Source organism: Jiella avicenniae (genome assembly GCF_021390325.1).
Taxonomy (GTDB): domain Bacteria; phylum Pseudomonadota; class Alphaproteobacteria; order Rhizobiales; family Rhizobiaceae; genus Jiella; species Jiella avicenniae.
In genome coordinates, this window is record NZ_JAJUWU010000002.1 from 1 (window position 1) to 15,021 (window position 15,021).

The 15,021-nt window shown below is 66.9% G+C and carries 19 protein-coding genes; 14 read left to right on the forward strand and 5 right to left on the reverse strand.

Annotated elements, in window-relative coordinates; all coding sequences use genetic code 11:
- Window positions 1-165 precede the first annotated feature (165 nt).
- From LZD57_RS01995 to vapC, 6 genes are all read left to right on the forward strand, one after another.
- Window positions 166-441, forward strand: coding sequence for an accessory factor UbiK family protein (locus LZD57_RS01995; RefSeq protein ID WP_233717453.1), 276 nt, complete (start codon window positions 166-168; stop codon window positions 439-441).
- 283 nt (window positions 442-724) lie between these two features.
- On the forward strand, window positions 725-1,225 hold the full coding sequence (locus LZD57_RS02000; RefSeq protein ID WP_233717454.1) for a type III secretion system chaperone family protein: 501 nt from the start codon (window positions 725-727) through the stop codon (window positions 1,223-1,225).
- 4 nt (window positions 1,226-1,229) lie between these two features.
- A complete protein-coding gene (gene proC, locus LZD57_RS02005; RefSeq protein ID WP_233717455.1) occupies window positions 1,230-2,036 on the forward strand; it encodes a pyrroline-5-carboxylate reductase in 807 nt (268 codons plus the stop codon).
- Between the two features lie 50 nt (window positions 2,037-2,086).
- A complete protein-coding gene (locus LZD57_RS02010) occupies window positions 2,087-2,443 on the forward strand; it encodes a tRNA-binding protein (RefSeq protein ID WP_233717456.1) in 357 nt (118 codons plus the stop codon).
- 89 nt (window positions 2,444-2,532) lie between these two features.
- Entirely contained in the window at window positions 2,533-2,766 is a 234-nt protein-coding gene (gene vapB, locus LZD57_RS02015; RefSeq protein ID WP_233717457.1) for a type II toxin-antitoxin system VapB family antitoxin, read from the forward strand.
- Entirely contained in the window at window positions 2,766-3,164 is a 399-nt protein-coding gene (vapC, locus tag LZD57_RS02020; RefSeq protein ID WP_233717458.1) for a type II toxin-antitoxin system tRNA(fMet)-specific endonuclease VapC, read from the forward strand. Before vapB ends, vapC begins: the two co-directional genes overlap by 1 nt.
- Window positions 3,165-3,365: 201 nt before the next feature.
- On the opposite strand, the gene lpdA is transcribed toward vapC, so the two are convergent.
- From lpdA to LZD57_RS02040, 4 genes are all read right to left on the reverse strand, one after another.
- Complete coding sequence (gene lpdA, locus LZD57_RS02025) at window positions 3,366-4,763, reverse strand: dihydrolipoyl dehydrogenase (protein ID WP_233717459.1); 1,398 nt, start codon at window positions 4,761-4,763, stop codon at window positions 3,366-3,368.
- Window positions 4,760-6,184, reverse strand: a complete 1,425-nt coding sequence (locus tag LZD57_RS02030; RefSeq protein ID WP_233717460.1) for a dihydrolipoamide acetyltransferase family protein — start codon at window positions 6,182-6,184, stop codon at window positions 4,760-4,762. Before LZD57_RS02030 ends, lpdA begins: the two co-directional genes overlap by 4 nt.
- 1 nt (window position 6,185) lies before the next feature.
- Window positions 6,186-7,199, reverse strand: coding sequence for an alpha-ketoacid dehydrogenase subunit beta (locus LZD57_RS02035; RefSeq protein WP_233717461.1), 1,014 nt, complete (start codon window positions 7,197-7,199; stop codon window positions 6,186-6,188).
- A 294-nt stretch (window positions 7,200-7,493) separates the two neighbouring features.
- Window positions 7,494-8,720: a 3-methyl-2-oxobutanoate dehydrogenase (2-methylpropanoyl-transferring) subunit alpha gene (locus tag LZD57_RS02040; protein WP_233717462.1), complete on the reverse strand. Its 1,227-nt coding sequence runs from the start codon at window positions 8,718-8,720 to the stop codon at window positions 7,494-7,496.
- A 72-nt stretch (window positions 8,721-8,792) separates the two neighbouring features.
- On the opposite strand from LZD57_RS02040, the gene LZD57_RS02045 reads away from it, so the two are divergent.
- From LZD57_RS02045 to LZD57_RS02080, 8 genes are all read left to right on the forward strand, one after another.
- On the forward strand, window positions 8,793-10,061 hold the full coding sequence (locus LZD57_RS02045) for an aKG-HExxH-type peptide beta-hydroxylase (protein WP_233717463.1): 1,269 nt from the start codon (window positions 8,793-8,795) through the stop codon (window positions 10,059-10,061).
- Between the two features lie 293 nt (window positions 10,062-10,354).
- Window positions 10,355-10,774 (forward strand): hypothetical protein, encoded by a 420-nt coding sequence (locus LZD57_RS02050; RefSeq protein WP_233717464.1) that lies wholly within the window; start codon window positions 10,355-10,357, stop codon window positions 10,772-10,774.
- 238 nt (window positions 10,775-11,012) lie between these two features.
- Window positions 11,013-11,636, forward strand: coding sequence for a Holliday junction branch migration protein RuvA (gene ruvA, locus LZD57_RS02055; protein WP_233717465.1), 624 nt, complete (start codon window positions 11,013-11,015; stop codon window positions 11,634-11,636).
- A 56-nt stretch (window positions 11,637-11,692) separates the two neighbouring features.
- On the forward strand, window positions 11,693-11,974 hold the full coding sequence (locus LZD57_RS02060; protein WP_233717466.1) for an AbrB/MazE/SpoVT family DNA-binding domain-containing protein: 282 nt from the start codon (window positions 11,693-11,695) through the stop codon (window positions 11,972-11,974).
- A 3-nt stretch (window positions 11,975-11,977) separates the two neighbouring features.
- Window positions 11,978-12,376 (forward strand): PIN domain-containing protein, encoded by a 399-nt coding sequence (locus tag LZD57_RS02065; RefSeq protein ID WP_233717467.1) that lies wholly within the window; start codon window positions 11,978-11,980, stop codon window positions 12,374-12,376.
- Complete coding sequence (gene ruvB / locus LZD57_RS02070) at window positions 12,373-13,419, forward strand: Holliday junction branch migration DNA helicase RuvB (protein WP_233717468.1); 1,047 nt, start codon at window positions 12,373-12,375, stop codon at window positions 13,417-13,419. Before LZD57_RS02065 ends, ruvB begins: the two co-directional genes overlap by 4 nt.
- Window positions 13,420-13,423: 4 nt before the next feature.
- Entirely contained in the window at window positions 13,424-14,263 is an 840-nt protein-coding gene (locus tag LZD57_RS02075) for an AraC family transcriptional regulator (RefSeq protein WP_233717469.1), read from the forward strand.
- A 46-nt stretch (window positions 14,264-14,309) separates the two neighbouring features.
- Window positions 14,310-14,720 (forward strand): DUF2000 family protein, encoded by a 411-nt coding sequence (locus tag LZD57_RS02080; protein ID WP_233717470.1) that lies wholly within the window; start codon window positions 14,310-14,312, stop codon window positions 14,718-14,720.
- 23 nt (window positions 14,721-14,743) lie between these two features.
- Here the strand turns inward: LZD57_RS02080 and LZD57_RS02085 are convergent, their stop codons facing one another.
- Complete coding sequence (locus LZD57_RS02085) at window positions 14,744-14,956, reverse strand: hypothetical protein (protein WP_233717471.1); 213 nt, start codon at window positions 14,954-14,956, stop codon at window positions 14,744-14,746.
- Window positions 14,957-15,021 lie beyond the last annotated feature (65 nt).

Here is a 15,021-nt window from a genome sequence, read left to right on the forward strand (position 1 = left end):
ACGGCCCTGCGGGGGCGTTTTGACGACGGGCGGGTTATCTGGGGCGGTGCGCGGGGCTCTGGTCCCCCGGCGATCGGGCATCGGCAATCGGGGCGCCCCGCCGCTATTGTCTAAGTCGCTGCGCGCCTCTACCTGCCAGGAAACATCTCGAACCCGGAGACGACCATGCCGACGAACCGAGCCCCGAACCGCCTTCTCGACGAGTTCGCCCGCGTGATGACCGATGCGGCCGGGACGGCCCAGGGCATGCGCCGGGAGGTGGAGACGCTGTTCCGCACCCAGGGAGAGCGCTTCTTCAATCAGCTCGATCTCGTCCAGCGCGAAGAGTTCGAGGCGGTCCGCGAAATGGCGATGAAGGCGCGGATGGAGAACGAGGCGCTGAAGAAGCGGCTCGCCGACCTCGAGGCGAAGATGGGCGGCGCCGACGGCTCGGGTGTCTGACCCGCTTTTCCACAGGGTTTCGACAGCCTCGCCGGCACCATCCGGCGGATTTCGCGAGTCGGAAACGCCTGCTCGCAGAGTCGCTTAACGGCCGGACGATCGACGATTCGGTGCGCGAGGATGCGCATCGAGATGAAAATACGGTTAACGGCCTTAGCGTGAAGACTCCCCGACTGTATGCTGATTCTCAAGGGTGATTCGTCGGCGGCGGCGAACAAATCACCCTGCGGGCGGCTGCCGCGGCGGGCGGCTGCCCGCCCATCTTTCATACGGGGAATCCTTCATGCAGTTCGATGAAATGACGATCTTGCGACAATCGAACCCGGTCGACGTGATCGAGTGGGTGGCGACGTCGCGCGAATGGGCGTTCGAGCGCTCCTGCGACGACGAACTCGCCGTCGCGGTCACCGGCGTGTGGACCGACTATTCGGTCTCCTTCTCCTGGCTCGACGACATGGAGGCGCTGCACATCGCCTGCGCCTTCGATCTCAAGGTCCCGCCGCACCGGCAGGCGGAGATCCAGATCCTGCTCGCGCGCATCAACGAAAAGCTGGTGGTCGGCCATTTCGACCTCTGGCGCAAGGAAGGCGCGGTGATGTTCCGCCATTCCCTGCTTTTGTCGGGCGGGCTCGACGCCACCACCGGCCAGGCCGAGCGCATGCTTGCCATGGCGCTGGAAAGCTGCGAGCGGTTCTATCAGGCGTTCCAGTTCGTCATCTGGGCCGACAAGTCGGCGGAGGCGGCGCTGGAGGCGACGATGTTCGAGACGGTCGGAGAAGCCTGAGACGATGATCGATGCGCGCATTCTCCTTCTCGGCGGCGGCAACATGGGCTCGGCCCTTCTCGGCGGCTGGCTGGAGAAGGGGCTCGACCCTTCGAAGGTCACGGTCGTCGATCCGGCGGTCGGGCCGGCGCTGCAGCCGCTGATCGAGAAGGGTGTCGTCCATCGCGCCGGCGTGCCGGAGGGGGCGTTCGACATCGTCGTCCTCGCGGTCAAGCCGCAGATGATGACGGCAGCGGTGCCGCCCTTGAAGGCGGCGATGCGGCCCGAGACCCTGGTCGTTTCGATCGCGGCCGGCACGACGATCGCGGCGATCGAGGACCTTCTCGGCCCGCATCCGGTGGTGCGGGCGATGCCCAATACCCCGGCGCTGATCGGCCGCGGCATCACCGGCGCCTATGGCAACGAGCGCACCGGCGAGCGCGATCGCGGCGCCGCGACCAGCCTGCTGGAGGCCTCCGGGCCGGTCGAATGGGTCGAGGCGGAAGCGCTGATCGACGCGATCACCGCCGTTTCGGGCAGCGGCCCGGCCTATGTCTTCCACCTCGCCGAATGCATGGCGAAAGCCGGCGCGGCGCTCGGCCTGCCGGCCGATCTCGCGATGCGCCTCGCCCGCCACACGGTGGCGGGGGCGGGCGAGTTGATGATCCGTTCCAACGACGAGCCGGCGCAGCTGCGCAAGAACGTCACGTCCCCCAATGGCACCACCCAAGCGGCGCTCGACGTCTTGATGGGCGAGGAGCGGCTTGAAAAGCTGATGGACGAAGCGATGCGGGCGGCGCGGGATCGGGCGGAAGCGCTCGCCAAGGGCTGATCGCCGATGGCGCGAGAAAGCGTTGAGTTTTGAGATGACGAGAACAGGCCATGGCAGCTAGCGAGCGCGCACCCGAAGTCAGCTTCGACGATTTCATGAAGGTCGACATCCGCGTCGGCACCATCGTCGAGGCGGCGCCGTTCCCCGAGGCGCGCAAGCCGGCGATCAAGCTGATGATCGATTTCGGCGGCGAGATCGGCGTGAAGAAGTCCTCCGCCCAGATCACGGTGCACTACACGCCGGAAGAACTCGTCGGCCGTCAGGTGATCGCCGTCGTCAATTTCCCGACGCGCCAGATCGGCCCGATGCGCTCCGAGGTGCTGACGCTGGGCGTGCCGGACGAGAACGGCGAGGTCGTGCTGCTCGGGCCGGGACACGAGGTGCCGAAGGGCGGGCGGATGTTCTGAGGGGCGAACTGCCGGTGATCGTGGAGTGGAATGACCGGGCGTGATCGCGCATGTATATCCCGACTGGATATACTGCCGGAGTGACTGCCATGGCCAGTTCGACCATCTTCACCAGCAATCGCAGCCAGGCCGTGCGCCTGCCGAAGGCGGTGGCCTTTCCCGAGAGCGTCCATCAGGTCGATATCCTCAAGATCGGTGACAGTCGGATGATCGTGCCTGGAGGCAGACGGTGGGACGATCTGTTCCTCGCCGGCCCGCGCGTCAGCGAGGATTTTTTGGAGGAGCGGGAGCAGCCCCCGGCGGAGGAGCGCGAGCCGTTCTGATGCTCGCCTACATGCTCGACACCAATATCTGCATCTATGTGATGAAGACCTATGCTCCCCATGTGCGCGAAAAGTTCAACGCCCTGGCTGAGCAACTCTGCATATCGAGCATCACGCTGGGAGAGTTGCATTACGGCGCCCAGAAGTCCGCGAGACGGGAAGAAAACCTGACGGCGATCGAGCAATTCGGGGCGCGGTTGGATGTGCTGCCATTTGCCGACAAGGCGGCTGCTCATTATGGGCAGCTCCGTGCCGAATGGAAACGGGCTGGAACGCCGTGTGGCCCGCACGACATGCAGATCGGAGCCCATGCGCGCAGCGAGGGGCTGATCCTCGTCACCAACAACCGGCGGGAATTCGACCGGATGCCGGGTCTGCGGGTGGAGAATTGGGTGTAGCAGGCGGGCCGCGCCGAGCGTCTCGCACTTCGAGGCTCGCTTCGCGAGCACCTCACGATGAGGGGCTACCGACAGGTCGCCGATCATTGTCGGTCCGCCTCAGCTGTAAGCCCGAAGCCGCCGTTGAACGAACGAAGCCCCTCATCCCGAGGTGCCACCGCAGGCGGCCTCGAAGGGCGCGAGGGGCCTCACCCGCAATCGTCACACGTGCAGCGCCTTGCCGAGCGCCCCCAGCGCCGCTTCCTGAAAGCTCTCGCCGAGCGTCGGGTGGGCGTGGATCGTGCCGGCGATATCCTCCAGGCAGGCGCCCATTTCCAGCGCCAGCGAGAAGGCGGCGGAGAGTTCGCTGACGCCGGCGCCGACGGCCTGAATGCCGAGGACGAGATGATTGTCGGCCCGGGCGACGACGCGGACGAAGCCGTCCTCGCGCCCGAGCGACATCGCCCTGCCACTGGCTGCGAAGGGGAAGCGGCCGACGGTGGTTTCGATCCCTGCCGCCCTGGCATCGGTCGGCGACAGACCAACGGAGACGATCTCGGGATCGGTGAAGCAGACGGCGGGAATCGCCCGGTGGTCGAAGACGCGGCGGTGGCCGGCCGCGATCTCGGCGACCATTTCGCCCTCCGCCATCGCCTTGTGGGCGAGCATCGGCTCGCCGGCGACGTCGCCGATGGCGTAGACGCCGCGCATCGCCGTGCGCCGTGTCTCGTCGGTGCGGACGAACGCCCCGTCCATGTCGAGCACCAGTTCCTCCCGTCCCCAGCCTTCGGTGACCGGCCGGCGCCCGACCGTGACGAGGACGGTGTCGCAGGGGATGCGTCGCTCCTCGCCCTCGGCGGTCTCGACGAGGAGGTCGCCGTCTTCGCCGGCAAGGCCTTGTGCCTTCGCCCCGGTCATCACCGTCACGCCGAGATGGGCGAGGCGCTGGCGCACCGGCTTGACGAGATCGGCGTCGTAGAGCGGCAGGATCTCGCCTGCCGCCTCGACGATCGTCACCACCGAACCGGCCTTGGCGAAGGCGGTGCCGAGTTCGACGCCGATATAGCCGCCGCCGACGACGGCGAGGCGTTCGGGCGGCGCTTGCAACGAGAGGGCTTCGGCGGACGAGACGACCTTGCCGCCGAAGGGCAGGGCTTTGAGTTCGACGGGCTCCGAGCCCGTGGCGATCACCACCGTCTCGGCGGTGATCCGTTGCTCGCCGGTCTCGCCGCTGACGATCACCGTCTTGCCGTCGAGAAAACGGGCGCGGCCCTCGACGAGCTTGACGCGGGACTTCTTGAACAGGCCGGTGACGCCGTTGTTGAGGCGGTTGACGATGCCGTCCTTCCAGCCGATCACCTGCGCCCAATCGAGGCCCGGCGCTCCGGCGGTGATCCCGGGAATCGCGCGGGCGGCAGCTGCTTCCTTCATGAGGAAATATTCGTCCGCCGCATGGATCAGCGCCTTCGACGGGATGCAGCCGATGTTGAGGCAGGTGCCGCCGGGCTTGCGGTCGTCGACGACCACCGTGTCGAGGCCGAGCTGGCCGGCCCGGATCGCCGCGACGTAGCCGCCCGGACCGGCGCCGATGACGAGGAACTGGCAGGTGATCTCGTTCATGCCGCCTCCTCGACGAAGATCATCGCCGGATTTTCCAGAAGCGCCTTGATGCGCTGGACGAAAACGGCGGCGTCGTGGCCGTCGATCACCCGGTGGTCGAAGCTCGAGGAGAGGTTCATGCGTCGCCGGGGAATGAACCGCGCCCCGTCCCAGACCGGACGGACCTCCATCTTGTTGACGCCGACGATGGCGACCTCCGGGTGATTGACGATCGGCGTCGTCGCAAGGCCACCCAGGGCGCCGAGCGAGGTGATGGTGATGGTCGAGCCGGAAAGTTCCTCGCGCTTCGCCGAGCCGGTCTTCGCGGCCTCGGAAAGCCGGGCGACCTCGGCCGCGCAGTTCCAGACGTCGCGGGCTTCGCAGTGGCGGGCGACGGGCACCATCAGTCCGGCGCCGGTCTGGGCCGCGATGCCGATATGGACGCCGCCATACTGACTGAGGATGCCGGCTTCGTCGTCATAGAGGGCATTCATCGCCGGCTGCTCGCGGACCGCGATCACCATGGCCTTCATCAGGAAGGGCAGGAGGGTGAGTTTCGGGCGGTCTTCCCGCCGGTCCTCGTTCATCGCCGCTCGCAGCTCTTCCACCGCCTCCATGTCGATTTCGTCGACATAGGTGATGTGGGCGATGCGGCGGCTCGCCGTTTCCATCTTCTCGGCGATGCGCCGCCGCAGCCCGGCGATCCTGACCTCGGTGACCGTGGTATCCGCGTGGCGGCCGCGACCGGCCGGCGCCTCGGCGCCGCCCTCGAGATAGGCGGCGAGGTCGTCGGCGGTGATACGGCCGGCGGGGCCGGAGCCGGCGACACGGCGCAGGTCGACGCCCGCCTCCATCGCCCGGCGGCGGACGGCGGGGGAGGCGAGGGGCTTTTCGCCGGGCTTGCGGGCAGCCTGGGAGGTTGACGAGACCTTTGCGGCTGGCGTGATCTCCCCCCTTGAGGGGGGTCTGGAGGACGGGCGAGACCCGTGGCTCGCCCTGGCGGGCGGCAGCCCAGAGGGGGGTGTGCCGGCGCCACGGTTCCGCGCGTCGAATTCAGGACGCTTGTGCCCTTCGGCGCCCCCCTCTGCCCTGCCGGGCATCTCCCCCTCAGGGGGGGAGATCGGCGGCTTGGAGGGCGTCACATCTTCTGAAGCGGCCGAGTCGCCCGAATTCTCGTCCGGCTCGCTCGTCCCGCCCGGACCGTCGACGTCGAGCCGTACCAGCGGCGAGCCGACGGCAAGGGTGTCGCCGACCTCGCCGCCGAGCCATGTCACCGTGCCGGCCGCGGGCGAGGGGATGTCGACGGTCGCCTTGTCGGTCATCACGGCGGCGAGCGTCATGTCCTCGGTGACGGGATCGCCGACCGTGACGTGCCATTCGACCAGCTCGGCCTCGGCGACGCCTTCGCCGACATCCGGGAGCTTGATGGTGAAGGTGCCCATCTCAGCCCTCCAACACGCGCTTCATCGCCCCGCCGACCCGCGCCTGGCCGGGAAAATAGTCCCACTCCTGGGCGTGCGGATAGGGCGTGTCCCATCCCGCCACGCGAACGATCGGCGCTTCGAGGTGATAGAAACAGGCGTCGGCGACGACGGCGACGAGTTCGGCGCCGAAGCCCGAGGTCAGCGTCGCCTCGTGGACGACGAGGCAGCGGCCGGTCTTTTTCACCGAAGCTTCGATCAGCTCGACGTCCAACGGAACGAGGGTGCGCAGGTCGACGATCTCGGCATCGATGCCGAGCGCGTCCGCCGCGGCTTCGGCGACATGCACCATGGTGCCATAGGCCAGGACGGTGAGAGCCGAGCCCTCGCGGCGGATCGCGGCCTTGCCGAGGGGGATGGCGTAACGGCCCTCCGGCACCTCGCCGAGCGGATGCTTCGACCAGGGCGTGACCGGCTTGTCGTGGTCGCCGTCGAAAGGCCCGTTGTAGAGGCGTTTCGGTTCGAGGAAGATCACCGGATCGTTGTCCTCGATCGCCGAGATCAACAGGCCCTTGGCGTCGTAGGGATTGGACGGCACCACCGTCTTCAGCCCCGAGACGTGGGTGAACAGCGCCTCGGGCGACTGGGAGTGCGTCTGGCCGCCGAAGATGCCGCCACCGGTCGGCATGCGCACTACCAGCGGGCAGGTGAAGTCGCCGGCCGAGCGGTATCTCAGCCGTGCCGCCTCAGAGACGATCTGGTCGTAGGCGGGATAGACGTAGTCGGCGAACTGCATTTCGACGACCGGGCGAAGGCCGAAGGCGGCCATGCCGATCGCCGTGCCGACGATGCCGCTCTCGTTGATCGGCGCGTCGAAGCAGCGGTTCTTGCCGAAGGTCTCCTGCAGGCCCGCGGTGCAACGAAAGACGCCGCCGAAATAGCCGACGTCCTCGCCGAAGACGACGACGTCCTCGTCCTCCGCCATCTTCACCGCATGGGCATCGCGGATCGCCTCGATCATCGTCATGCGGGGCATGGTGACGGTCCCCGCTCAGCTGAGCCGCAACTGGTCTCGGAGAGGCCAGGCTTTCCCGCTTCGTCATCCCGGGCTCGACCCGGGATCCATGCCTCTGCGCCGATCTCACCAGAATCGGTCACGGGCAAAACGCCTGTTCCGCCACCGTAACGGCGGCCTTGCCGGCTTGGAATGGAGCCCGGCTCAAGGCCGGGATGACGAAGGGAGAGTACCGAGGCCCCCTCCGGCGATGCCGAGGCGAATGGAGGCCTGGCGTCGGCAGGCACACGCTCGGAGCAGTACGGCATCGTCATCTCAAACCCCCGCCTTCTGCCGCTGGCGCCGGAGATGGGGCGGCATCACCTCGTAGACGTCCTCGAAGATGTCGCGGACCGAAGGCTTCGGCCCCGTGTGCAGCGTACCGTGGCTTTCGGCCTCCTTCTGGGCGGCGAGGATTTCCGCGTCGACTTCGGCCTCGGCCTGGACGTGGCGCTCCTCGCTCCAGGCGCCGCGCAGGACGAGATGGTTCTTCAGCCGCTTGATCGGGTCGCCGAGGGGCCAGGCGTCGCTCTCCTCCTTCGGCCGGTAGGCGGAGGGATCGTCCGAGGTGGAATGGGCGGCGGCGCGGTAGGTGACCCATTCGATCAGCGTCGGGCCGAGGTTGCGCCTCGCCCGCTCCACCGCCCATTTCGCCGCCGCATGGACGGCGAGATAGTCGTTGCCGTCGACCCTGAGCGAGGGAATGCCGAAGCCGAGGCCCCTCGCCGCGAAGGTGCCCGAGCCGCCCTTAGCGATCCCCTGGAAGGTCGAGATCGCCCACTGATTGTTGACGATGTTGAGGACGACGGGCGCCTTGTAGGTCGAGGCGAAGACCATGCCCGAATGGAAATCGCTCTCGGCGGTCGAGCCGTCGCCGATCCAGACGGCGGCGATGCGGTCGCCACCCTTGATCGCCGAAGCCATCGCCCAGCCGACGCCCTGCACGAACTGGGTCGCGAGGTTGCCCGAGATCGAGAAGAAGCCGTGCTTGCGGGCGGAATACATCACCGGCAGCTGCCGGCCCTTCAAAGGATCGCGGCGGTTGGAATAGATCTGGCACATCATGTCGACGAGCGGATAGTCGTCGGCGATCAGAAGGCCCTGCTGGCGATAGGTCGGAAAGTTCATGTCGCCGGGCTCGAGCGCCTTGCGGAAGGCGCAGGCGATCGCCTCCTCGCCGAGACACTGCATGTAGAAGGACGTCTTGCCCTGGCGCTGGGCCATCAGCATGCGCCGGTCGAAGGCGCGGACCCGCATCATCGTCTTCAGGCCGGCGAGCAGTTCTTCGTCGGTGAGCGTTCCCGCCCACTCGCCCACCGCCTCGCCGGCGCGGTTCAGCACCCGGACGATCGAATAGGCCATGTCCCGGATCTCGGCGGGATCGACGTCGACCGGTGGCCGGCGCACCGAGCCCGCCTTGGCGATCTTCACGCCGGAGAAATCCGGCGTGCCTCCCGGCCGCACCTCGGGCTCGGGAACATGCAGCTTCAGTCTCCCGTCCATGTCGGCCCTCCCTCACTTGCCTGCGGGCTCAACTAGATCGCCGGGTGGGGATAGACAGCGCTCCTTCGCCCGATGTCGAAATTTCCGGGTATCGAACCTGCGGCGACCGAAGACGACAAATTGTCGCGATGCCGAAGGTTCAAAACTGGTGATAAAGCCACGCATTCCAACAATATTCGTCTTGCACAACACTGGGTCGTCATGCTCATTGTTGAACTTCAATCGTCAGCCGGCGTCACGCCTGCCAGACTGGTTTGCCCATGGCAGGACACGAACCATATAAAAATCGACCGCTGGTGCCGGTGGGAGGTGTGCAGTGCGATGATGTTCTTACCGGATCCTCAGGGAGCCTTGCGACTTTCGCAAGATATCAACGAGCGTCTTGCCGATAGTCTCGATGCGATGGCCAAGGCCGTCTCGAAAGCTGGCGTCTTGTCGCACAAGGCGCTCACGGTCGGGCGATCGATCCGGGCACGGCGCAGGATCGCACCGGATTATTTCGCGCGGTACTTCGAACTCCTGAAGGCGGTCGAGGCCGACGATATCCCACGCTCCATCCGGCTGTTGGAGGATATTTCCGAGGCCGTCGAGCACGACCCGGAGCAAGCGCCCACCGCCAATCGACGCCACGCCGGCGTCGGTTCGCCCGAAGTCTTCTCCTGGGCGGATCTCGATCCGACGCGGCGCCAGCGCTACGCCGGTTTCTTCGAAGCCGGAGATGCCGACACGCTCTCGCTCCTTGCGCCACCGGTCGAGGACGTCGAGCGGATGCGCGGGGAAATCGACACGGCCTTGCAACGGCTCGACCGCCACCTTCCGGCCTTCGGTGCCGAGATTCGCGTGCTCTTGAGCGAAATCGTGATGTGCCGGGGTGAAGAACGGGAGAGCAGCTTCGCCGGCGCCTCGACCTTCTACATCTGGGGCGCGGTCTTCATGAACCCGGCGGCTTACCCGGACAGCCTCGCGGTGCTCCAGGGGCTGGTGATCGAGAGCACCCATGCTCTTCTGTACGGATTGTCGGAGGGCGGCTCCTTCCTGCGCGATCAGGCGCCGAAGGTCGCCCGTCTTGTTGGCGGCCAGGAACCCGATCCGGTCGACGAGACGTTTCACGCCGCCGTGGTTTCGGCGCGCCTGCACTACGTTCTGCAGCAACTGACGGACAGGCGCGCCCTCGACGGGGCCGAGGCCTTACGCGCCCGCCAGCTTTCGGCCCACTCGCTCAATCGCTTCGTCGAGTGCAACGCGGCGCTGGGAGACGAGAGCCGGTTCGCCGATGTCGGTTGCGCCATGCTGCAGGAAACCCGGCAGCAATTGCAGGTCTCGTCTTCGAGGGCAGCCTGAGGACACAGCCGCATCGTCGGGGCGATGCCACATTCTGAGACGCTAGTTCGCAGGCCCCGGGGCCCGACTGCGAACGATGCCTCATCGGCTGCAGCGCCATTCGGGAAAGCGGATTGGCGGTAAAAATTACGTTAGGGAATGAAAACGCGACATTATCCGGCTCGCTGGCCTTCATCGCGCTATAAGACTGGTCCATAGTGAGTCCTTGGTGGTCGAAGAGACGGAACGTCCAAGGCACGAGACCTGAGCGCTGCCGGGAACACGCAAGGGGCAACGGAACGGAGAAGAAAATCATGTCGTTGTTCAAGCTTTTTCGGCGCTCTGGTTCGGGGATGGACGAGGAACGTCCGGATCCGACGCGGCGCAGACTGTTGACCGGGCTTGGCGTCGCCGCCTGCGCCGCTTCAGTCGGAGTCCTGTCGTTCGATACGCGGGCCGAAGCGGCGACGTCGCCGTTGGAAGACGGGGACCTGCTCGACAGGCTCGACGCACTCGCGGATGGTGAGGCGGACGAGATGGAAGTCGCGCACTACACCGGCTACCGGCACAACCATTACCGCCGCCGGCGTCGCCGGCATCGCCGGGGCAGCTGTAGGGATCGCTGGTTCCGGCGCCGTCATCCCCGCGCCTGCGGGATCCGGACGCGGCGCCGGCATCGGCGCAGGTATCGCCGCGACTGCTACAGGGTCGGCCACGTGACGGTCTGCCGCTGAGGGGCCCACGCCTGAAACCTTGATGGAATGTGGCTCGGCCGCCGTGGCGCCATCGGGTGCCGCGGCGGCCGTTTGCCGAGCATCGACGAGGGCGTGGCGACGGGCCGCCGGCCGTTCATGCCGCCGGGCCGATTGCGTTCTTGACATGTTCTCTTCATGCGCCTACCCGCGATGGGAGCGGGCGCCGACGGGTGGCCCGAAAACATACGGGACGCCTGGTCCCGGCGGGGCGGCGCAGATGATCGGCAAACTCAAGGGGAGCATCGACGAGATCGGCGAGGACCATCTGATCGTCGACGTTCACGGGGTCGGCTACGTCGCCTATTGCGGGGCGCGGACGCTCGCCTCGCTGGGCGGCCCCGGCGAGGCCGTCGTCCTGTTCATCGAGACGATCGTGCGAGAGGACATGATCCGGCTCTACGGGTTCGCGACGACGGCCGAGCGGGAGTGGTTCCGGCTGCTCCAGACCGTCCAGGGGGTCGGGTCGAAGGTCGCGCTCGCCGTCGTCGGGACGCTGTCGCCCGGCGATCTCGCCAACGCCGTCGCCCTGCAGGACAAGGCGATGGTGGCGCGGGCGCCCGGCGTCGGGCCGAAGGTCGCGGCGCGCATCGTCGCCGAACTCAAGGATCGCGCGCCGGCGTTTTCCGGCCCCGGTGCCGAAGCGAGCTTCGGCCTCAAGCGGGACGTCGGCGGCGGCACGGCGGCCGCCCCGATCGCCGATGCGGTCTCGGCGCTCGTCAATCTCGGCTACTCGCGCGATCAGGCGGCGAACGCCGTCGCCACCGCAGTTGCGGAGGCGGGCGAGGGCGCCGAGAGCGCGAAGCTGATCCGGCTGGGGCTGAAGGCGCTGAGCCGGAATTGAGTTGCAGGGATTTGAGAGACCATGCTTACCATCGGCTTGGACACAAGGAGATGGCGATGTTCGAGGTGATAGTCGATGCTGAAGGCCGGGTGACCATTCCAAAGCCGATCCGCGATACTCTGCATCTTGAGGCAGGAGACCGACTAGCTTTCGTCGAGGTGGATGGCTCCGTCGTCCTGCAACCGCGCAACGGTAGCGTTGCAGCGATTTATGGCGCGCTGTCCTCCTATGCTATCCCGGAAACCACCTTGGACGATTACGACGCCGCTGTCGGTGAAGGGATTTCCGATCACGTCGAGGGCCGGGAAAAAGGAATACGCCAAGGCCGATCGGCGTGACGCATGCGAGGCATCGATACCAACGTTCTTCTGAGAGCAGCTCTTCAGGACGATCCGATTCAGTCACGCAAGGCGATCGCGTTTCTTTCCAAGTTGACGACCAAGGATCCCGGTTACGTGTCACTGTCCGTCGCGCTCGAGTTCCATTGGGTTCTGACAACGCGGTACAGAATCCCGCGCAAGATCGCCGCTTCGATTTTTTCGCGACTGCTAGCTTCCGAGACGATCCAGTTCGCGGAATTCGGCACGCTCGTCGAAGCCGTGCATCGGATGGAAACGCTGAATGCCGATTTTGCCGACGCCGTCATTGCTAGTCTGGGACGACGGGCTGGCTGCCAGTCATCGGTGACTTTCGACCGCAAGGCGGCGAACAGGCTACCAGAGATGGAACTCCTCGAATGAGCGACACCGCGCGCCTGATCTCGCCCGACAAGCGCGGCGAGGACGTCGATGCGACGCTGCGGCCGCAGCGGCTCGACGACTTCGTCGGCCAGGCCGCCGCAAGGGCCAATCTCAAGGTGTTCATCGAGGCGGCGAAGGCCCGGGGTGAGGCGCTCGACCACGTGCTCTTCGTCGGGCCGCCGGGCCTTGGCAAGACGACGCTCGCCCAGATCATGGCCAAGGAACTCGGCGTCAATTTCCGCTCCACCTCCGGCCCGGTGATCGCCAAGGCCGGCGATCTCGCCGCGCTCTTGACCAATCTCGAAGAGCGCGACGTTCTGTTCATCGACGAGATCCACCGGCTTTCCCCCGCCGTGGAAGAAATCCTCTATCCGGCGATGGAAGATTTCCAGCTCGACCTGATCATCGGCGAGGGCCCGGCGGCGCGCTCGGTGAAGATCGACCTGTCGAAATTCACCCTCGTCGCCGCGACGACGCGGCTCGGCCTCCTGACGACGCCGCTTCGGGACCGTTTCGGCATTCCCGTGCGGCTCAACTTCTACACCGTCGCCGAACTGGAACACATCGTCACCCGCGGCGCCCGGCTGATGGGCCTGCCGATGGGAAAGGACGGCGCCGAGGAGATCGCCCGAAGGTCGCGCGGCACGCCGCGCATCGCCGGGCGGCTCTTGCGCCGGGTGCGCGACTTCGCCCATGTCGCCGGCGCCGAGACGGTCGACCGCAAGGTCGCCGACGCGGCTTTGACGCGGCTCGAGGTCGACAGTCTCGGCCTCGACCAGCTCGACCGGCGCTATCTCGACCTGATCGCGCTCAATTTCGGCGGCGGCCCGGTCGGCATCGATACCATCGCCGCGGCGCTCTCCGAGCCGCGCGACGCCATCGAGGACATCGTCGAGCCCTACCTGCTGCAGCAGGGTTTCCTGCAGCGCACGCCGCGCGGCCGGCTGCTCACCCAGCATGCCTTCCGCCATCTCGGCTTGGCGGTCCCCGCTGCCTATCAGGGGGTGCAGGCGAGCCTGTTCGAGGAAGGCGGCGAGGGCTGACGCGATGGCGGGCCGCGATCGCATCCGGTTCAGCCGCGACCCTTCGAATGGGGTCGAGGCGATCTCGGCCCGGTTCTTCGGCCATGCCTACGACATGCATCATCACGACGACTGGCTCGTCGGCGTGACCGATCACGGCGTCCAGGATTTTTTCTGCCGCGGCGCGCGGCGGCAAAGTACGCGGGACCGCATCATCCTGATCGAGCCCGGCGAGATGCACGACGGACAGGCAGTCACCGAAGACGGCTTCGCCTACGAGATGCTCTACGTTCCTCAGGCCGTGATGCGCGAAGGGCTCGGCGATCACGCCCGGGAGGAGGGCGGCTTTCGCCAGACCCTGTCGGACGATCCGTTGCTGGCGGGGGCGATCCGGAGCACGTGCGCCGCCATTGCCGAGCCGAGAGGTCGGCTTGCGCGGGAGGCCGGGCTCGACCGCGTGATCGACCGGCTTCGCGCCCATCTCGGCTTTTCCGGACGAACGGGTTCGCCGGCCGAGGCGGCGCCGGTGATCGCCCGGCGCGCCCGCGAAAGACTGCACGACGAAATGGCCGCCGAGATCGGCGCGGACGATCTTGCCGCGGCGTCCGGTGCGGCCAACCGGTTCGCGCTCGCCCGTGCCTTCCGCGCCGCTTATGGCAGTTCGCCGCATGCCTATCTGGTGCGGATCCGGCTCATCGAGGCGCGGCGGCTTCTGGCGGAGGGCGAAAGTCCGGCTGCCGTGGCCGCCGCCTGCGGCTTTGCCGACCAGAGCCATCTCGGTCGCTGGTTCCGCCGCGCCTTCGCCATCACGCCGGGAGCCTATCGCGCCGCCTGCACGGGCGTTCCAGACGAACGGGTCGTCTGAGACGTAAGGCCTCGTCGGGGCCGCATTCGACGAGAAGGGCAGAGCGGTGACATTCGAGACCAAAGTGGCGATTCTCGTGAAGGAGGATCTGGCGATGTGGCAGAAGCTGAACGTCACGGCGTTTCTGGCGACGGGCATCGCGGGCGCGGCGCCGGCGGCGATGGGCGAGCCTTACGAGGATGCCGCGGGGCGGCGGCATGCGGCCCTCCTGGGCCAGCCGGTGATGATTCTTGCGGCCACCCGAGAGGTGCTGCAGCGCGCCTTTCACCAGGCGATCCAACGGGGACTGCAAAGGGCCGTCTATGTCGAGGCGATGTTCTCGACCGGGCATGATGTGGCCAACCGAGAGGCCTTCCTCGCCGAACCGGCCGACGCGCCGGATCTCGTCGGCATCGCCCTGTTCGGCCCGCGGAAAGACGTCGACAAGGCGGCGAAGGGCGCGGGGATGCATCCCTGATCCGGCTCCGCGGCAGGCTTCCTTTATCGCTGGGCCGCTGCCAGCGTTTGCGCCTGTTGCCGCAGGTCGGCGGCGCATTTGTCGAACGGCTGGGTGCCGGGCGTGAAGCCGAAGCGCGCGCATTCCGCTTCGGCCGTGGACGGCTTCCGGACGGCCGTCGAGGTGGCGGTTGATGTAGCGGCGGAGGTGCAGCCGGAGAGAGCGGCGACGGCAGCGAGGATCAGAAGCGATTTCATTGCGATTCCATCACGACGAACTGAAGGCTGAAGCCAGCCGGTCCTTGACGACCATGACATAGCGT

Excerpts from the sequence above, each read along its gene's own strand:
- LZD57_RS02000 (WP_233717454.1), top strand. The coding sequence starts at position 725 with ATGCAGTTCGATGAAATGACGATCTTGCGACAATCGAACCCGGTCGAC.
- LZD57_RS02010 (WP_233717456.1), top strand. The coding sequence starts at position 2,087 with ATGGCAGCTAGCGAGCGCGCACCCGAAGTCAGCTTCGACGATTTCATG.
- LZD57_RS02035 (WP_233717461.1), bottom strand. The coding sequence starts at position 7,199 with ATGCCCCGCATGACGATGATCGAGGCGATCCGCGATGCCCATGCGGTG.
- vapC (WP_233717458.1), top strand. The coding sequence starts at position 2,766 with ATGCTCGCCTACATGCTCGACACCAATATCTGCATCTATGTGATGAAG.
- ruvA (WP_233717465.1), top strand. The coding sequence starts at position 11,013 with ATGATCGGCAAACTCAAGGGGAGCATCGACGAGATCGGCGAGGACCAT.
- proC (WP_233717455.1), top strand. The coding sequence starts at position 1,230 with ATGATCGATGCGCGCATTCTCCTTCTCGGCGGCGGCAACATGGGCTCG.
- LZD57_RS02050 (WP_233717464.1), top strand. The coding sequence starts at position 10,355 with ATGTCGTTGTTCAAGCTTTTTCGGCGCTCTGGTTCGGGGATGGACGAG.
- LZD57_RS02060 (WP_233717466.1), top strand. The coding sequence starts at position 11,693 with ATGTTCGAGGTGATAGTCGATGCTGAAGGCCGGGTGACCATTCCAAAG.
- LZD57_RS02065 (WP_233717467.1), top strand. The coding sequence starts at position 11,978 with ATGCGAGGCATCGATACCAACGTTCTTCTGAGAGCAGCTCTTCAGGAC.
- LZD57_RS02075 (WP_233717469.1), top strand. The coding sequence starts at position 13,424 with ATGGCGGGCCGCGATCGCATCCGGTTCAGCCGCGACCCTTCGAATGGG.
- LZD57_RS02040 (WP_233717462.1), bottom strand. The coding sequence starts at position 8,720 with ATGGACGGGAGACTGAAGCTGCATGTTCCCGAGCCCGAGGTGCGGCCG.
- LZD57_RS02045 (WP_233717463.1), top strand. The coding sequence starts at position 8,793 with ATGTCGAAATTTCCGGGTATCGAACCTGCGGCGACCGAAGACGACAAA.
- LZD57_RS02030 (WP_233717460.1), bottom strand. The coding sequence starts at position 6,184 with ATGGGCACCTTCACCATCAAGCTCCCGGATGTCGGCGAAGGCGTCGCC.
- vapB (WP_233717457.1), top strand. The coding sequence starts at position 2,533 with ATGGCCAGTTCGACCATCTTCACCAGCAATCGCAGCCAGGCCGTGCGC.
- lpdA (WP_233717459.1), bottom strand. The coding sequence starts at position 4,763 with ATGAACGAGATCACCTGCCAGTTCCTCGTCATCGGCGCCGGTCCGGGC.
- ruvB (WP_233717468.1), top strand. The coding sequence starts at position 12,373 with ATGAGCGACACCGCGCGCCTGATCTCGCCCGACAAGCGCGGCGAGGAC.
- LZD57_RS02085 (WP_233717471.1), bottom strand. The coding sequence starts at position 14,956 with ATGAAATCGCTTCTGATCCTCGCTGCCGTCGCCGCTCTCTCCGGCTGC.
- LZD57_RS01995 (WP_233717453.1), top strand. The coding sequence starts at position 166 with ATGCCGACGAACCGAGCCCCGAACCGCCTTCTCGACGAGTTCGCCCGC.